Here is a 16,324-nt window from a genome sequence, read left to right as displayed (position 1 = left end):
CTGTGCTATCCTGAAAGTATTTCCCTTCGATAGCTTAATTCGTTTCATGTTTATTAAGCCTCCTTTTTCATCTTCCTGACAAATGCCTGCTCTGGAGTTTCCAGAATCTCGAAGCGTAAGCTTCGATGCGGTCTTACCTCGTTGTACCAATGCAGAAACTCTTCCTTGCTGTCGAACGCATGTCTGTGTCTGTCGTATATTTCGAACCATTTCTCTATCTTGCCGTTGCTTTGAGGATGCTTTATCCTGCACAGTATCTGCTGGACACCCTTGCTTTCAAGATAAGCCTTGAACCTTGAATCCCCTCCGATATTGGCAATGAACTGTGCTCCGTGGTCAGAAATGCATTGCCGTATCTTGCCCTGCTTCAAGGCTTCTTCCATCCCCTGGATTGAGAAGTCAGTGGTTGCACTATTGCATTCCAGCAGTGCCAAGATTTTCCTGCTGGCATCATCAATAACCGCAAAAACATAGTTTACGCAGTCATAGTGCCAGTCAATATGGACAGCTGTCAGGCTGTGCCTTCGCTCATATCGTATCCACTCTTTCTTACGCACATCCTTCTTTGCTTTCGGCTTGGCAAACCCAAGCGTGAGCATTATCTTATGGATCCTGTTATGACCGATGTGCCTGCCATAATCCCGCTCAATGAGCGGTTCTAGAGTGTCTGCTGACACTCTGTACTTAACCCAGGCAACCCGTACAAGACCTATTTCCCAATCCTCAACTGGTTTAGAAGGTCTGCCGTTATTCCTGCCGATCTCAGGAACCTTTCCGGTTTCCAAGTACTCAGAGTAAACTTGGTTCACTCGCCTAATACTAACACGGGCTATTTTCCTCGCTTGATAGGTTGTCCAGCCATCATTCTTGCGCCTTATGGTCTCCATAAGCTTCCTCTGGTGAGTTTCATGCTCCAATGTAACTCACCGTAGGGAAATAGTTTCGGGATAAGACATTAACAACTTAGCAGCACAAGATTTAAAAAGAATAGAGGGTTTGCAACATGGAGGAGGATACAATGCAAGAATCATCAAGGCCATTAGATGCATTAAACAGTGCAAGAGATAAAAGAGTCATTGTGGACCTGAAGAACACCAAGCAAATCCAAGGGATTCTTAAGGCCTTTGATATCCATATTAATATAGTTCTGGAAGGAGCTGAAGAGCTCGTGAATGGTGAAATGCAGAGGAAGCTCGGAACAGTGTTTATACGGGGAGATACGATAATACTCATTTCTCCGCAGAGGTAGCTATGACAAAAGGAACTCCTTCAATGGGTAAGAAGAACAAAGGAAAAACCCATATTCACTGTAGGAGATGCAGCAAGCACAGCTATCATGTGAGAAAGAAGATTTGTTCCAGCTGCGGCTATGGCAAGAGTTCTAGGCTGAGAAGCTACACCTGGCAGACCCTTAGGTAGGGGCTTTGGAGCAGTTATAGGGTAATATTCTTGCCCCTTATTGGTTTATTGAGTTGGTAACAGACAACTGCGGAGAGTAGGCAGCACAACTCTGTTGCTGGTCTGCTCCCTTGTTCACTTCGTTCACTGCGGAGAGCAGGCAGCGGAATTCGCTGCACTCATTCCTGGTCTGCTCTCCTCGTTTATTTCATTCACTGCGGAGAGCAGGATTCGAACCTGCGTAGGCACTGCTCCAAAACGAAGGTTTAGCCTCGTTCTGTCTAAGCCAACAGGTAACCACATCACCAGATACCTAAGCCTGTCCCGTTTGGCCACTCCGGCATCTCCGCATCACAGAGATGTAACCTGGCTTGCTATAAAAAGATTTAGGCCTAAAGGGCTTTGAAAATCAAGGCTGCCGCCTTTTTTGCGAGGCCCTTAATGATTGCCATAGACTGAGTTGAGGGGATTGGCCCCTTCGGGGCTTCAACGATATATATACAGACGGACAACACAAGCCGAGCCGGCGGCAGCCGGCGGCTTATGAGCGAGTGAGAACGAGCTCACTCGCAAGCCACTGCTGGATTTTCACCGAAGCCAGTCTAAAGACTCCTGGGCTGGCCATGCCACATTCACCAGAGCAACTGTGCCTTTCAAGCCCGGCTGGCTATAACTGATTACGCTAGTATAGGCATCATATATATAATAGGGTAATAATAGGCAGTACAACCTGAGTAGGTAGTCTCAGGGGATGTTAGGGTAGTGCGGTTTCAGCAGTATCAGAAGCAATAGCCAAGGGATTAAAGGATCCAAAGAAGAGTGATGAAACGAAGGGTTGAGGCTAAGCTCCGCAGAGATGGCAGAAGAACAAGGTAAACCAGGGCAATGGCTGCCTCATAAGCCTAGTCCCCATTTATAAGCCTGCCGGCCAAATATTGCCAGAGGGGGGAAATACTATTCAAAAGTAACAACGTGCTGCAACCGCAAAATTCCTTGTCCAGAGCAGTGTCTTGCCAAAAACCACATTTTTTCGTCGAGAATTGTTCCGAAAAGTTTATAAACGATGGAGCTCCAATAGTAGACTCGAGAGATGAAGCTGTCAGAGACAGCAACAAGCTTACCAAAAACACGGAGGTGTTTAGAGGATGAAAATAAGTAAAACAATTAAGAAAATAGCTGCTTTAGGTACAGGCTTATCCATGGTTGGAGCAACCATGCTGAGTGCTATGGCAGCAGCAGATTTAGCAACATACCCTGCGCCATTTGTCAAGGACGGAGTGTTTGATGCGCTCATCGTTGTTGGCGAAAGTGCAGCTACCCAGGATGTTCTTGGAGCAATCGACATTGCAACCAGCTTGCAATACTCCTCCAAAACAACATCATCTGTTGCAACAGGAACTGCAGCAACCATAAGCCTTTCTGGAGAAAACAAGAAGATTGAGAAGTCAAGCAACAAGCTTGAGATTAACGAGACTGCGTCTGGGATAACTTCCTCAGTAACAAAGTCAGACCTCGCTACTGCATTGGCAGACGGCTCAATCAACAATGAACATGGGACATTTGACTACACCCAAACACTGTATCTTCCAACACTAGGAAGGATTGAATACACCATGGATCCTGATGATGACGACAATATGGCAAAGCCTTACTTCCTTATTCCGTCAGGAGCAACAGTGTACAGGTACAAGCTTACCTTTACGCCAGCATTGAAGTCAGATCACAGCACTGCAAGCCCAGGAAACTTCCTTGAGGATATCAGGAACAAAAAAATAAACCTGCTTGGTCAGGAATATACCATCCTGAAGGCAAACCACCCTGCAGGCAACCAGACTACCCTTACATTGATGGGAGGAGCTGTCTCAGACATCCTTGAAGAAGGCGCATCAAAGACCTATACAATAGGTGGCAAGGACTATGATGTATCCCTTGACTTTGTGAGTACATCAGAAACAAAGTTTACTGTAAATGGAGAGGCAACAAACGCCCTTCAGGAAGGAGATACCTTCACATTGGCTGATGACACTGAACTTGGTGTCGTTGATATCCTTGCCCAAGAGTTTGCAGGAGGATTACGAAAGGTTGACTTCAGCCTAGGCGCAAATAAGATAAAGATTGATGACTCCAATACAGGAAACCAGACATGGGGAGCAACAGTAACCATCGGCAAGGAAGATATGAGCCAGGTCAAGGCAGATATCGTTGTCTCTGTTGATGGTGGAACTGTGCATGGCTCAGATGTATCGATCAGCTCAATTGAGGTCAATTATACTGCCGGTTCTGACCTGTATTTGGAGGCAGGAAAGTTAGCATCAGAGGTTGCTGATGACAAGGAAAACCAGAAGGGGAATTTCTTCACAAACGGCTTTGACTACAAGTTTGAAGGCCTGCAGATTGGGAAGACTGAAGACATTAAGTTCGTCCCAAGCGGCAGCAACAATGTGAAGGTAGAGTTCACCAACAAGAATGGAGTGAAATACAACGAGGACATCTTCGGAAGAACTGCCTCAGGAACGTACAACCTTGGAAGGTACACTGGCTCAGAGATGAGGAAGCTTGCGACAAACGAGACAGATAACATTGAAAAGAACCACTATTTTGTTGTGAGCAAGAATGAGTACAGCAGGATAATGCAGTTCAAGTCTGTCACTCCAGGAAGCTCGACAACAGACAGTGCAGGAACTGTTACTGTCAAGGATCTCGGTTCAGGAGACTCTATTGATATCAGTTATGCAAGCCTGACAGGCTCTCTGCAGCTTGATGGGAACACCTACCGAGTCAACTTGTCGGCAGATGGCACATCTGCAACCCTCAATATTGACTTCAATGGAGATGGCGACCTCAGTGATTTTGCGTTGCCTGAACTCTGGACTCAGTATGGGGCAAATATAACCTTAACTCCATCAAACCAAACAGATGGCGCAGGGGATGGTGGCAATAGTTCCGCTGGGAGTATAGTTATAACCACTGAAACTGATGAAGACGACGCAAAAGATGTTGTAGCGATAAACCTGACAGAAAGCGGTGATGGCAAGATTGACATAACAGACAACTTCAAAGTAACAGGAACAACAGGAAAGTACACCATGTCTTGGTCTCCAAGGCAAGCAGAGGATGGAAGCTACAAGTACAGTTGGTACACCACCTATGGTGTGTTTGTTGAAGTTGACAGAAAGGGTTCTGGTAACACCCAGAATGACTTCAATCTTGTCTACCCTGATGAGCAGGCCTACGGAGCGCTCTTTGTGACCTCTGGGATAACCTCTGCCTCAAAAAGCACAGGAGCAGGAACAGTCGAGACAACATCTGTCACCAGGATAGATGTCGGAGCAGCTGTCCTTGACACAGACCCTGCTGTTGAAGGCAGAGAGAAGCAGAACAACCTGATTGTGGTAGGTTCAGCAGCCATCAACAAGGCAGCAGCAAGCCTGCTTGGATTGCCATTCCCAACCTATGGGTATACTGGCAAACTTGGAGTGCCTGAAAATGCAGCTATCATCAAGTTGATAGAGCACAGCGACGGCAAAGCAGCATTGCTTGTCATGGGATGGGAAGCTGATGACACCCAAAGGGCATCCAGAGTTGTAGCAGACTATGCAAAGTACCAGAAAGAAGGTACCTTGAAGGGAACTGAAGTTGAGGTAACAGGTTCAAGCCTCACAGATATAACAGTTTCCGCGCCAAGTGTAGTGACTGCCGCAGCAACAACCACTGAGTAAATTTCTTCTTTTTTCTTTTTTTTCTTTTTTTAGAGTTTATAGAAATTATTATTAAGGATAAGGATTCTTAGCCATGGAATATGCCAGAAAATCGCCTGAAGCCTGAAATCGTTCTTATTTGTGGAATTGGCATACTGATAGCCCTCTTGTTTGTGAACTTAGACCAGAAAGAGCACCCTAAACAAGAGAGGACTGTTATAATCAGCTTTGATACCGAGTTTCCCTTTGGTGTTGGCTTCCCTGGAGATATGACTGCGAACGAAGCTCTGATGTATACCCCCAGAGAAGAGTCCTGGCTCGCAACAATGCGGGATCTGGTGGATCTTGCATTGGAAGAAGGAGTAGCCTTCCAGTTTAATGTTGTTGGTCTTACAGCACAGAGGTATCCAAGGGTAATAAGAAGCCTACAGGAATCTGAGATGGGGATTAGCTGCCATAGTTTCTCTCACAGGCTTCAGGCTAATCTTTCAAACCAAGAGATGACAGAGGAAGCCTCCAAATGCAAAAAAACAGTTGAAGAGGTAATTGGAAAACCAGTTGTTGGGAATAGGTTTCCCTACACAAACTATACAGACGACTCATTCAAGATCCTTGTAGAAGAGGGGTATACGTGGGACAGCTCTGTCTGGAGCTCAGAGTTGGATCCCTACTGGGTGGATGGCCTGCTTGAACTTCCCATAAATCCTGTCCCGAATGACTGGGGTTGGTTTGTACTTCAGAGGAATAATAATTCAAATGCCTTCTTTAAGGCAGTAAAAGACTCTCTAGAGGCCTCAGAGGGCACATACACCATCCTTTTGCATCCCTGGGTACTTTCCCTGCAGAGAGAAGAAAACATCCAGAATCTGAGAGAATTGCTCCGGTACGCCAAGCAGAATAATATCAGGGTTAAGACTGGTGATCAGGTATACGAAGAATACCTATCTAAGAATACGTAGAGCTATGCGCATTGACCAGTAAAGATGTTATGCTTATCCCGCAGTATCCTGATTTTTGCCCTCTTCCTTGAATCTGCATTCCCAATAGCAATAATCCTTCCTTTTGCCTTGTAAAGAGCCTCATTTCTCAGCCTTCCTGGCATCACATATTCAGCCTCTACAGTATCCCCTTTCACAAATGGCTTCTCAAGCTGCCTTGCTTTCTGTATATGAAAATCATCCTTATTTCGAATCAATGATACTTTATGGTGGCTCTCCAACTCCTTTAATTTAGCATAGAATGTATCATATCCCATCTGTTTGACGGGATTCCTTCCATGCTTATAAATGAGAAAGTTCTGGATTCCGATGATTACCTTCCTCTTTTTGTCAATAGCCACGATGTGCTCAATGATCTTGGGAATCTCCTGATCGTTTATTCCAGGAAGCCATACAGGGGCGACAATCAAATCGAACTTCTCCAAGATAAGGGGGATTAGTTTCAGCACCTTGTCAACAGAGTAGAATGAGGTTCCTGATATCTGCCTTGCAACATCGGGAGTTACGGCATTCAAGCTCAAGTTAATCCTCGTAAGCCCTGCGTCTGCCAGTTCCTCAATCCTCTGCTTGCTCAAGACCCACCCGTTCGTGTCAATGGAAACAACCTTGACATGCGGGACAGCAACCAAACCTCGAACAAGCTCCGGCAGTTGGCTATAGAGAGAAGGGTCAGTCTGCCCGCCAATATGGGCCTCAATGCCGTCAATGTTTTTCATATCAACCAGTTCCCTGAATTCCTGGATAAGATATGCAGCCTCAACCAGATAGTCAACTTTCCGTCGAGAATTCACGCCTTCATCAACAGAACAGTAGATGCAGCTCAGGTTGCAGCCAGTCATAGGCTTAACCTCAATAATATTGGTCCCTCGATCAACAAGGCCGAAATAGTTAGTTCCAAACAAAGGAATACCGGAATTGCGATGGATGTAGTAGCTAGGCTTTCCTCCAAGCATATTCCTCATCCCAGCAATATGCTTCTGCAGGAGATGGGAAAACTTCCGTTCAGCAACCTCCTGCCCGACCGCAGGAAAGAGAATCTGATGCTCTGCAGCCCGAAATCCCTTGTCTATTTTCAGCAACTCATCTTTCGGAATCCGAAAGCTGAAAAGCTTTGAAAACCTCGCATTCAGATGATCCTGCTCATCCTCAAAGACAATATCTTCATAACTTAATGTTGCCATCCTATGACGAGAATTAAAGCGCTCTTAAAAAGGATGCTGTTCTAGCAAGAATAGAGTGTGTAGGTTCTCCCCTGCTCTTCAACCTCCTCAGAAAATGCCTTCTCAACACTGCATTCCTCTTCTAAAAATGCCTGAAACTCATCAAGAGCTGACGGCCCATTCCTCCCAACAAGATTCCCAATCTGAATCTGATAATCAAGGTAATATTTCAAATCAGACCCTTTCAGTCTCTCAATAGTCTCTTCAGCAAGCCCGGGCAAGGACCGAAAGCGAAGGTTGTTCAAATCAAGGAAATCGAGGCTTATCCTCCTGTCAGAGAGCAGGGCAATCAACGGAACCAGGGAATCATCCCCGAAAAGAGAGTCAGAAGAGGATGTATGGGACTTGATATATTCAACCATCTCCGGAATTGCCCTGACCTCCTGCCGGTTATCGATAAGATAGGAAAATGCAGAATATGAGGAAAGGGCTGCAACAATAAAAAATAAGACAAAAACAACATGATGCTTTGCAGCAGTAAGCTTCACATGAGCCATCCATCCGATACCAGCAACAACAGACGCAGAAAGCAATGCTAAAAATGGGTACAACAGGAAATAGTAGAATGCAAAGGGCTTCTGAAAGCTTAGCAAGAACAGCAGATACGCAACAATGCTCCCTAAGATCAGATGGCCTCGCGCCTTTTTTGAAAAGGGAAGGAAAAGCAGTGGAAAAAACAGCAGCCACTCTCCTAAGAACTGCTTAAAAAGCAGGGAAAATCTGGCAGTTCCCGACGAAGGCTTGGCAAGATGATACAAAACAGTCTGCTCAACAAAATCCCAGCCTGAAAAAGAAAATAGGGCAATGAGCGCAAAGAGAATCACCCCAAAGAATCCAAGCCCTGCTTTTAAAACTCCCTTCCTATCTTTAAAGAATAGATAGCCAATATAAAATGCCCCAAAAGGAGCAGCCAAATAGCTCGTCAATACTGCCAAAGCAAAACTTGCGCCGGCAAATGCATGCCTCTCCAGAAAATGCAGATAGTATCCCAAAACAAGAAAGAACAGCGTGATGCTGATACCGCTTCCAAAGGTGCTGAATCTCAGAGAATCAAAGGAAAACAGGAACAGGAGCAAAGCGAGGAATCCAACGACCCTGCCATATAATCTTTTCCCAAGCAGATATAAGAGGATGCCCGCTCCAGCAATAAACAAAGTAGAGACAAGCTTCAAAAGGATAAAATGCACTCCAGATACCTTAATCGCAAGAGCCAGGACCAGGATCTGCAAAGGAGGATGTGAAAGGAAGAAGTCTCGGTACGGAAGCTTTCCGTCTGCAAGCGTTTTTGCCATAAAGAAATAGGTATTCTCGTCGCTGATGCTGTAAGAGATCCCCTGGAACTTGACAAAGGCATAGAGGAGCAGGATGAATCCCAAAATGACATACTCTGATTTCTTCATCCTTCACGAACAGCATTCTTATCCTTATAAAGGTTCTTGCGCCCGCCACGGGTAGGGATTGTTATGCACTGCCCGTCGAAACCCGAATCTTTATAAACCTTGGATGAATCCAGCAATAAGGGGGGAGCATGGATAAAGAGATTCGAATGACCTTTCAGGTCTTGTTTGAGATTGTTCGCAACGAGCGCACAAGAGAGGAGCTGCAGGAGCTTGCAGAGAGCTATTTTGACGACGTAGCTGAATACCTGTCACAGAAGTATGAGATTCTTCTTTCAAAGCACGCTGATGACGTATTCTCCCTTCCGGAAAAGGAAAAGACCCAGAAGGAGCTTATCAATATCAGGAGGGTTGTAAAAGAGATCTATGAAAGGCGCCAAAAAAAGGTGATGAGGATGGCCATGGACAAGGCAAAGGCTCCTGCAAACATTGTTGATACCTCACGATTCTTGAAAGATGAGAGAGAATTGTTTGACAAGGTGATGAAGCTGCTTGAAGAGCATAGGGGGACTGTCCTTGAGGTTGCGCTTCAGGGTAAAAAGGTTGGCAAGGGAACAGACCAAGAGAACAATCCAAGAACAAATCCAGAAACAACCACGGTTAAGTTCACCCAGCCTGTCGCCCAGTTTGTCGGCACTGAGCTTGAGATCTATGGGCCGTTTGAGCCAGAGCAGACAGCCTCCCTGCCAAATAAAATTGCAGATATCCTCGTCAATAACGGGAGCGCAGAGGCTGTCAAGGAATAGGTATGAAAGTCTTCCATTCCGATTCTTAGCGCTAGCAGAAATCTGTTAAGTAAAGTTTCCAAGTGCCTCAAGGCTTTTTGCAGGGGGAAGGGTGCCGCCTTTTTGTGAGCTTTGCAGCAAAAAAGAAGCGCATCGACAAGGGGGGCGTCCCTGGCGGGGAATGTCGATATGAACAAAGGAAACTGGAAGCGAACTCGGCGGCATCCCTGATAAGCCCCTGCAAAAAGCCTGATTGGGAAGTTAACAGCTTTACTTAACAAAATCGCAACTCTTATAAACGATTCTCTATTTTCCCATTAACATGAAGATGCCCAAAACGAAGAAGAGGTATTGCCCCTATTGTAAGAAGCATACAGAGCATGCTGTATCGCAGAACAAAAAAAGGGCTTCTTCAAGCATGACCCATGGTGCAAAACAGCGAATGTGGAAGAGAGGGAGAGGAACAGGGCATGGCAATCTTGGAAAGCTCTCCAAAGGAGCCTTGACAAAATGGAAGCGCTACGGAAAAAAATCAACAAAAAAGACCGATCTCCGCTTTCAATGCAAAGTATGCAAGAAATCTTCCCAGCAAAGGAAAGGATTCCGCGCAAAGCGTGTGGAATTTAAATAAGCTTTCTCAGAAGTATTGCTGCAATCAGCAAAGAGAAGAGAGACACAGCCATCCCGGTTCTGAAGAGGGGCGGCAGATAGCGAAAGACGATTGTTTCCTGGCCTTCGACAGGAACTGCAAGCAAGCCGTTATAGTTTCTGAGTTCTCTTCCAGCATCCCATCCCTTAACAAAATTCTGATTGACGACAAGAAGATCTGAAGATGCATTGGTCTCAACAACGATTTTATTAGGCGAGAATGCAACCTGCCGACTTCTATTTTCCTTGGTAAGCCATGCCTCTCCAAGATAGCCCGGATTTGATTCACCCTCCAGGGTAATAGCTGGGACAGCGGCCCTCGGAGGCTTGATGCGGTCATAGCAATTGATAGTTCCAACATTCTGGAGAATGTTCGGAAACTGGAAGCGATATTTATCAGCAGTATACGCCTGCATAAATGCCTCATGACCCCTCAACAGTATGGGCTCTACAGCAAAGACACGCTGGTAAAGAGGTTCAACCACAAAAAAGAGGTTTACTGCCATAAGCACAACAAACGAGAATGCTGCCGCAGTTCCTAGAGGGTAAGATTTTCCAAGAATAGTGACCTGCTTCTTAATCCCTTCAATCCAAGAGAGCATCATCGCAGCAAAGATGCTTCCTAAAAACAACAGTATATTCACAAACCGTGAAGGCCCGTGGAATGAGCCTGCCAGAGGAAGGCCTCGCAGGAGGCGGTACAGAAGAAGAGAATCGCCAAAATAGAGAATAAGAAAGATCACAAAAAGCAACAGCAGCAAAAGATGTTTTCTCCCTAAAACAAAGAACCAGCCAACTAATAATACAAAGGAAAGCCCAAAGTATGCTGAATATTCATGCCATTGCCATTGCGTATCAATTGCTGCTTTCTGGGAGACCTTCTTGCCAGCCTCATAAAACTCAACCTGTTGGGTAAATGTCGAGTAATACGTCCTTGATTCAGGAGACTGGTCAAAGCTCAGGAATCCTGAGAGTAATGTTTTGAGAGAAGTTGGCTGATCATCGTCAAAAGAAAATCCATAGGCCGAGGTAAATTGGAGCATAGGCAGTAATTTGATTGCTCCAAGTCCGAAAGCAAGAAGAAAGATCAGTCCGATACTGTACAAAGGATTAAGAGAGCGCCGCAAAGCCATCAGCAGCAGGCCATGAATTCCTATCAACAGTACAGAGAAGAGAAAAGGGTAGGTGCCTCCTGAAAAGACGATAAAAACAAGGAATACCGCAGAAATCGCTCCATAGCGCATGGCCGAATAGGATCGCAGATAGAAATAAAAGACAAAAGGAAGAAAAGCCATGGAAAAATACAGGGTGTGCCCAGCAACAACTCTATTTGCAAAGGCTGAACTCAGCATAAACAGGATTGGCGCAAGGTAGCTGGAGAATCTTCTAAGTTTATACCATTGGCAGATCAGGTACATGCCCAACATCCCAATGATCAGATGCACGAGAATCTGGAGCTTAAAGCCGATAACAGTCCCAAAGATAAGGTTCAGAATGAAAAACGGGCCAAGGAACAATGATTCCGGATGGGCAAGCAGAGCATTCCCTCCGCAATACCAGGGATTCCAGAATGGAAACTGGTGATACTCAAGGATCGTCTTCCTTGCAGCCTCTGAATAGAAGAAATGCTGATCCCAGTCTCCTCCGCCCCAGTAGGTGATGTTCTGGAAGATGGGATAAGTGAAGAGGAGGGCTAGTGAGGTAAAGACAAGAAGAGGCAATCCGTAGTTCTTAACATTCTCCATAAAGGAGTATGAAAGTGTTAGGGTTTTAAGAGCTTAACGATTCCCTTTTGCGCATCTACTTCTACAAGATCTCCATCTTTGAGTATTCTCGTTGCTATGTTAGTGCCAACAACACAGGGAATTTTAAATTCTCTGGAGACGATTGCGGCGTGAGAAAGCATCCCTCCCTCGTCTGTTATAATCGCTGACGCTTTATGTATTGCCAGCATCATATCAGGATAAGTATTTCCCGATACTAGGACGGTTCCTTGAGTCATTTGCTCCATGTCCTCCACTACTGTACCAGTAAGCTGCCTCCGTATTATCTTCACAATTCCACAGACTTTTCCCGGATGGGCGCATAAACCTTTAAATTCTTTTGTATTCTGTATTTCCTCCTCTTTGTGGGTGATATCATGATAAAGAACTCCTCTTCCGTTCTCTATTTGGTATTGGAATTGGTTAAGTCTCCGAGCAATAGAATCTGGATGAAAGGGGGCTAATGCTTGTGAGATCTCCTCCTTAAGGCAATTATCAACTCCGATAGGGGTCAGCCCTATTCGTTTGCCAATTTCTTCAAAAAGTGGCTTTTTGCATTGCAACGCCTTCATCCATGAAGTATGCATGTCATATCTTCTCCTGCCAAGGCCAAGGATAATAGCAGATGATTCTAATGCCGTATCTGGAATCTCAGTAAGATGAAAATTTGCCAATAGGTGTTCTCTAGTATATTCCCCGCTTAATAATGCTGATTGAATCTCGGGTAGATTATCTTGTGTGATGGCCTTGAGACAACCATAGAGGTCGTCTTCGAAGGACTTGATCATTTCCGGTCTGAGTGCATGATAATAAGCAACAACCAACGAAAAGGTTTCAAAAAAATCAGTATAGAGAGCAAGAAGTTCCTTATTCGACTTCCCTGAATGGTCTCCTTTTAGTTTCTCAGATAAAAGTCCAAGTTCATGGATAGCCTTCTCAGAATTGGAAAGAAGATTCACTAAAAAAGACTTTTCTCTATAGTTTCTATAACCCACTTCTCTCGCTTTTTCGATATCCTCAATGGAGATGAATCGTTTAGTCCTCTGATTCCTAGAAACATATCTATCAGCAGTATAAGAAAAATTCGTAATCTGCGGAAGAAGTTTTGTATCCGCATAAACACAAATCTCAGCAATTGATAGAGGAAATTCTTCTGTTTCCCAAGCTTCTATATGGGTCATTGCGAGACTTTATCATTCACATAAGAAAGGAGGGAGCAACATCCTTCTTCAACTTTATTAAACAAATCCCTGAATTTAAGCAGGTCAAGGTTTCCATCAGAATAGGTTATAGATAAAAGAGAGCTTTCTAGTTTGCGCCCAGGGATGAATATATCAAAAGGAACAACTTTTTTGGGGTCCTGAACAGTTTGATTTACAGTATCAACGTGTTTTTGGTCCATTGGTACATAGAGGTCACTGCCATCATCAACGAATTGTAATGGATCGCACCCAGGATAAACAAGCCCATGCTCCGCCAGAGCAAGCATCGTAGAAGCTTTGTCAAATTGCGCAAGAAGTGAATAGACACGACTTGCTGCCTTATTTAGCTCCATCTTGTAAATCTCGTCCCGATTGTGCTTTCCAGTCGCTTCGGATTCGTTGGCAAGGACTACGTCAATAAAATCTTGATATTCAGTCATAGCATGAATTCCGTTAGTGGAGGCAGCCCTTAAAACTTTAAGGATAGTACCCATAGGAAAATACGCGGATGATCCCCAGTTACGAAGGTTGTCAACATATAGCCCACTCGATTTTGTCTGTATTGTGTCTTCAAGACCTGATTTTGCCAATCTTGAGTCTAAAATAGCTTGCGCCATTTTACTCCTGCAAGAGTTCGCCGTACAGACAGGCTGTATGGTATATTTGTGGGATTGCATTTTTGAGTTAGAGAGTGATAGTAAGATATTTATATTTATGTTGTCATGAATATGATGACAGATTAGAAAAGTTTATAAGCGAAGCGAAAGTATCAAATAACATGAACGCAGAAGACCTTCAAAGATTGGGTCTCACAGAAAACGAGGCAAAAGTATATCTCGCTTTATTGGAGTTAGGATCAACCAACGCAGGAAAAATCATCAAGAAAACAAAGCTCCACAGGAATATTGTCTATGACAATCTTGAAAAGCTCATCGAAAAAGGGCTTGTCAGCTTTGTAACTGCCAGGAATATTAAGCAATTCGAGGCAACAACCTCCAAAGAACTGAAAGAATACATCGAAAAGCAAAAAAGAGAAATTCTTCATAAAGAGCAGTTGGTAAATCAGATTCTTCCTGAGATAGAAAAAAGGAGGGGGGCAATAGAACGGCAGGAAGCTGCCATCTTCAAAGGCAAGAAAGGGCTAAAAACGCTCCTTGAAGAGATGACAACCACGAAAGATGAAATCCTTGTCTTTGGAACAGGCTGGGGAATGAGAGAAACAATGGGAACGTATTATGAACAATGGCATGTAAAACTCAGGGAGAATAAAATAAAAGCAAGGATTATCCTTCCTAAGAACAGAAAAGGCAGATTCCTTAAGCCATTCAAAGCAAGGTATCTCTCTGAAAGCAATATCATGCCTTCTACAATAGCAGTTTTTGAAGATAGAGTGCTGAACATTGTATGGGGGGAAGAGCCAATAGCGGTATTGATCATCAGCAAAAAAGCCTCAGAATCATATAGAAAATATTTTCAGTTATTGTGGAAGATTGGGAAAAGTTAATCTGAAAGTTTCCCCTCCAGCGCCTTTATCTGCCCAAGGATCTCCTCCATCTCAGGATGGCCCTTCTCAAGAGCTTTCTCATACACAACCTTGCACTTCTTCCACTCTTTCAGTGTTGCATACAGGAGAGCAAGATTTGTGTAAGCCCAGTAATTCCTCGGATTTAGGGAAAGTACCTTCTCAAAATAAGTAATCCCACCCTCATACTTCTTTTCCTTTATGGAAAAAACTCCCAATGTAAACAAAGCCTCCTCAAAATCAGGCTCCATTTCCAGAGCCTTTTCCACATACTGTCTTGCTTCATCAATATCCTTCTTCCGGTCATAGATTCCCAAGCCAAGGTCATAAGCAGCCTTTGCTGTCTGCAATTCATCAAACCTCTTTCGAAGCATCCGAAGATAGCTGTCCCTTTTCTTTTCAATAAATGCGTCTCCTTTCAACTCATGAAAATGATGCATGACTACGGCAGATTCGGCAATCCCCATCCCTTTTTTCTCAAGAGCCGGCCTTGCATCCTCATGGATAGCTCCAACAAATGTGATGTTTTTATTCCTGAAAAGCCTGATGATCTTCGTGGTATAATGGCCTGAGAATTCCTTTTGAGGAAGATTGAGGTGCTGCATTAAGAGGAAAGGAGCATTCGACGCAAGCCGCACAAATCCAAGCCCTTTAGTGTAATTTGTATAAGTTCTTTGTAACAAGTAAAACGCATCAGCAGTATTGGAAGAAATCAGCCTCTTAACCTCTTCGCATCCTTTGGCATCAATGATCTCATCCGCATCAAGGTTAAGGACCCAGTCTCCTGTCGCGTATCCCAAAGCAACATTCTTTGCCTTTGCAAAATCCTCTTCCCAAGGAGTGAAATAAACCTTTGCGCAAAATCCCTTGGCAATCTCGACGGTCCTGTCCGTAGAGCCGGTATCAACAACAACAATCTCATCAACAATATCCTGCACAGCTTGAAAACAAGCAGGAAGAAAGATCTCTTCATCCTTGGTGATAATGCATAAACTCAGCATAAAAAGAGGGAAGGAAATCAGCTATTTAAAGATGGCTGCTTCGAGCAATCATAGACAAAAACATCCCCCCAATAAGGATCAGTAACTCTGTAGGATTGAAGGCAGCTTTCAACAAGAAAATCCCGTACAATGGCTGAGTTTCCAAAGCCTTCTAATGGACGAACAACCACAAAACGAACCTTCTCTTCCTTAAGTTTTTTCAGCACCTCCCCAAAATCAGCCAGTCCTGAAAGGAAGCGCATTGCATTCGTGTCCACAAAATCAAAGGCTATAGGAACCTCGGTCCGCAAGGCCAGCAAAGGCACAGTCAGGACATCCCCGAAGATCCTGTCTTGAGGAGAAGCATTGTCCATAATAAAGCCTGTAAGTTCTCTCTCTGAAGCAAAATCAATAAAATCAAAGCTCTGGAGATAGATCGCTGTTGAAACGATTGAATATCCAAAGAAAATAAGGAAAATTGCAATGAAAATATCCCTATACTTTGGAAACTGGTTCAGAATATCCATAAATCCAGCAGCAGCAAGCATTGCCAGGAAAGGCAGCCATAACACAAAATAGAAATGGAATAGCCTTACCCAAAGCAAAAATATAAGATAAAAGAAAGCGATAATGAAGGGCAGAAGCAGTCTTTTCCTGCGGCAGCCAAATGCAGCGAGCAGAGCCAGCGACAGGATTAGGTAATGCTTTTGCATGAACGCAAGAAATATCGAAAACGTGCTCCCAGGCAAAGATGGCTTCAATGCATGATACCA

General features: G+C 44.3%; 15 protein-coding genes and 1 tRNA gene. 7 read left to right on the top strand and 9 right to left on the bottom strand.

The genetic code is table 11. The features are described from left to right. Window positions 1-53 precede the first annotated feature (53 nt). Window positions 54-887: a DDE-type integrase/transposase/recombinase gene (locus tag VJB08_01910; protein HLD42722.1), complete on the bottom strand. Its 834-nt coding sequence runs from the start codon at window positions 885-887 to the stop codon at window positions 54-56. Window positions 888-1,003: 116 nt separating this feature from the next. Between VJB08_01910 and VJB08_01905 the strand changes: the two genes are divergently transcribed. Together VJB08_01905 and VJB08_01900 are read left to right on the top strand one after the other, a co-directional pair. Continuing rightward, a complete protein-coding gene (locus VJB08_01905; protein ID HLD42721.1) occupies window positions 1,004-1,249 on the top strand; it encodes an LSm family protein in 246 nt (81 codons plus the stop codon). Between the two features lie 2 nt (window positions 1,250-1,251). Next, a complete protein-coding gene (locus VJB08_01900; GenBank protein ID HLD42720.1) occupies window positions 1,252-1,419 on the top strand; it encodes a 50S ribosomal protein L37e in 168 nt (55 codons plus the stop codon). Between the two features lie 195 nt (window positions 1,420-1,614). On the opposite strand, the gene VJB08_01895 is transcribed toward VJB08_01900, so the two are convergent. Then, window positions 1,615-1,748, bottom strand: a tRNA-Leu gene (locus VJB08_01895). Between the two features lie 795 nt (window positions 1,749-2,543). Between VJB08_01895 and VJB08_01890 the strand changes: the two genes are divergently transcribed. Both VJB08_01890 and VJB08_01885 read left to right on the top strand, forming a co-directional pair. After that, on the top strand, window positions 2,544-5,117 hold the full coding sequence (locus tag VJB08_01890) for an S-layer protein (protein HLD42719.1): 2,574 nt from the start codon (window positions 2,544-2,546) through the stop codon (window positions 5,115-5,117). Window positions 5,118-5,197: 80 nt separating this feature from the next. Further along, window positions 5,198-6,055, top strand: coding sequence for a polysaccharide deacetylase family protein (locus VJB08_01885; GenBank protein ID HLD42718.1), 858 nt, complete (start codon window positions 5,198-5,200; stop codon window positions 6,053-6,055). A gap of 2 nt (window positions 6,056-6,057) precedes the next feature. Here the strand turns inward: VJB08_01885 and VJB08_01880 are convergent, their stop codons facing one another. Both VJB08_01880 and VJB08_01875 read right to left on the bottom strand, forming a co-directional pair. After that, window positions 6,058-7,275, bottom strand: coding sequence for a radical SAM protein (locus tag VJB08_01880; GenBank protein HLD42717.1), 1,218 nt, complete (start codon window positions 7,273-7,275; stop codon window positions 6,058-6,060). A gap of 41 nt (window positions 7,276-7,316) precedes the next feature. After that, entirely contained in the window at window positions 7,317-8,714 is a 1,398-nt protein-coding gene (locus VJB08_01875) for a glycosyltransferase family 39 protein (GenBank protein ID HLD42716.1), read from the bottom strand. A 128-nt stretch (window positions 8,715-8,842) separates the two neighbouring features. Here VJB08_01875 and VJB08_01870 point away from each other — a divergent pair, with 128 nt between their 5' ends. Together VJB08_01870 and VJB08_01865 are read left to right on the top strand one after the other, a co-directional pair. Continuing rightward, window positions 8,843-9,457, top strand: a complete 615-nt coding sequence (locus VJB08_01870; GenBank protein HLD42715.1) for a hypothetical protein — start codon at window positions 8,843-8,845, stop codon at window positions 9,455-9,457. 301 nt (window positions 9,458-9,758) lie between these two features. After that, window positions 9,759-10,067 carry a 50S ribosomal protein L44e gene (locus tag VJB08_01865; GenBank protein ID HLD42714.1) on the top strand — a complete coding sequence of 103 codons (309 nt, stop codon included), beginning with the start codon at window positions 9,759-9,761 and terminating at the stop codon, window positions 10,065-10,067. Here VJB08_01865 and VJB08_01860 read toward each other — a convergent pair. Genes VJB08_01860 through VJB08_01850 form a run of 3 tightly spaced genes read right to left on the bottom strand, consistent with a single transcriptional unit; the run spans window position 10,060 to window position 13,726 of the window. Beyond that, on the bottom strand, window positions 10,060-11,829 hold the full coding sequence (locus VJB08_01860) for a hypothetical protein (protein HLD42713.1): 1,770 nt from the start codon (window positions 11,827-11,829) through the stop codon (window positions 10,060-10,062). The genes VJB08_01865 and VJB08_01860 overlap by 8 nt on opposite strands. 17 nt (window positions 11,830-11,846) lie before the next feature. Then, a complete protein-coding gene (locus VJB08_01855) occupies window positions 11,847-13,028 on the bottom strand; it encodes a PEP-utilizing enzyme (protein HLD42712.1) in 1,182 nt (393 codons plus the stop codon). Further along, the gene (locus VJB08_01850; protein ID HLD42711.1) at window positions 13,025-13,726 is read right to left on the bottom strand and encodes a hypothetical protein; all 702 of its coding nucleotides are present in this window, start codon (window positions 13,724-13,726) and stop codon (window positions 13,025-13,027) included. Before VJB08_01850 ends, VJB08_01855 begins: the two co-directional genes overlap by 4 nt. 101 nt (window positions 13,727-13,827) lie before the next feature. Between VJB08_01850 and VJB08_01845 the strand changes: the two genes are divergently transcribed. Continuing rightward, a complete protein-coding gene (locus VJB08_01845) occupies window positions 13,828-14,553 on the top strand; it encodes a helix-turn-helix domain-containing protein (GenBank protein ID HLD42710.1) in 726 nt (241 codons plus the stop codon). Here the strand turns inward: VJB08_01845 and VJB08_01840 are convergent. Together VJB08_01840 and VJB08_01835 are read right to left on the bottom strand one after the other, a co-directional pair. Next, the gene (locus VJB08_01840) at window positions 14,550-15,572 is read right to left on the bottom strand and encodes a glycosyltransferase (protein ID HLD42709.1); all 1,023 of its coding nucleotides are present in this window, start codon (window positions 15,570-15,572) and stop codon (window positions 14,550-14,552) included. The two genes, VJB08_01845 and VJB08_01840, sit on opposite strands and share 4 nt — an antisense overlap. Before the next feature lie 17 nt (window positions 15,573-15,589). Further along, window positions 15,590-16,324 (bottom strand): hypothetical protein (locus VJB08_01835; GenBank protein ID HLD42708.1); only part of this gene is annotated, 735 nt, incomplete at its 5' end.

The organism is Candidatus Nanoarchaeia archaeon, assembly GCA_035290625.1.
Taxonomy (GTDB): domain Archaea; phylum Nanobdellota; class Nanobdellia; order Woesearchaeales; family DATDTY01; genus DATDTY01.
The sequence above is the reverse complement of the archived record's forward strand: the minus strand, read 5'-3'. Positions and strand labels throughout refer to the sequence as shown.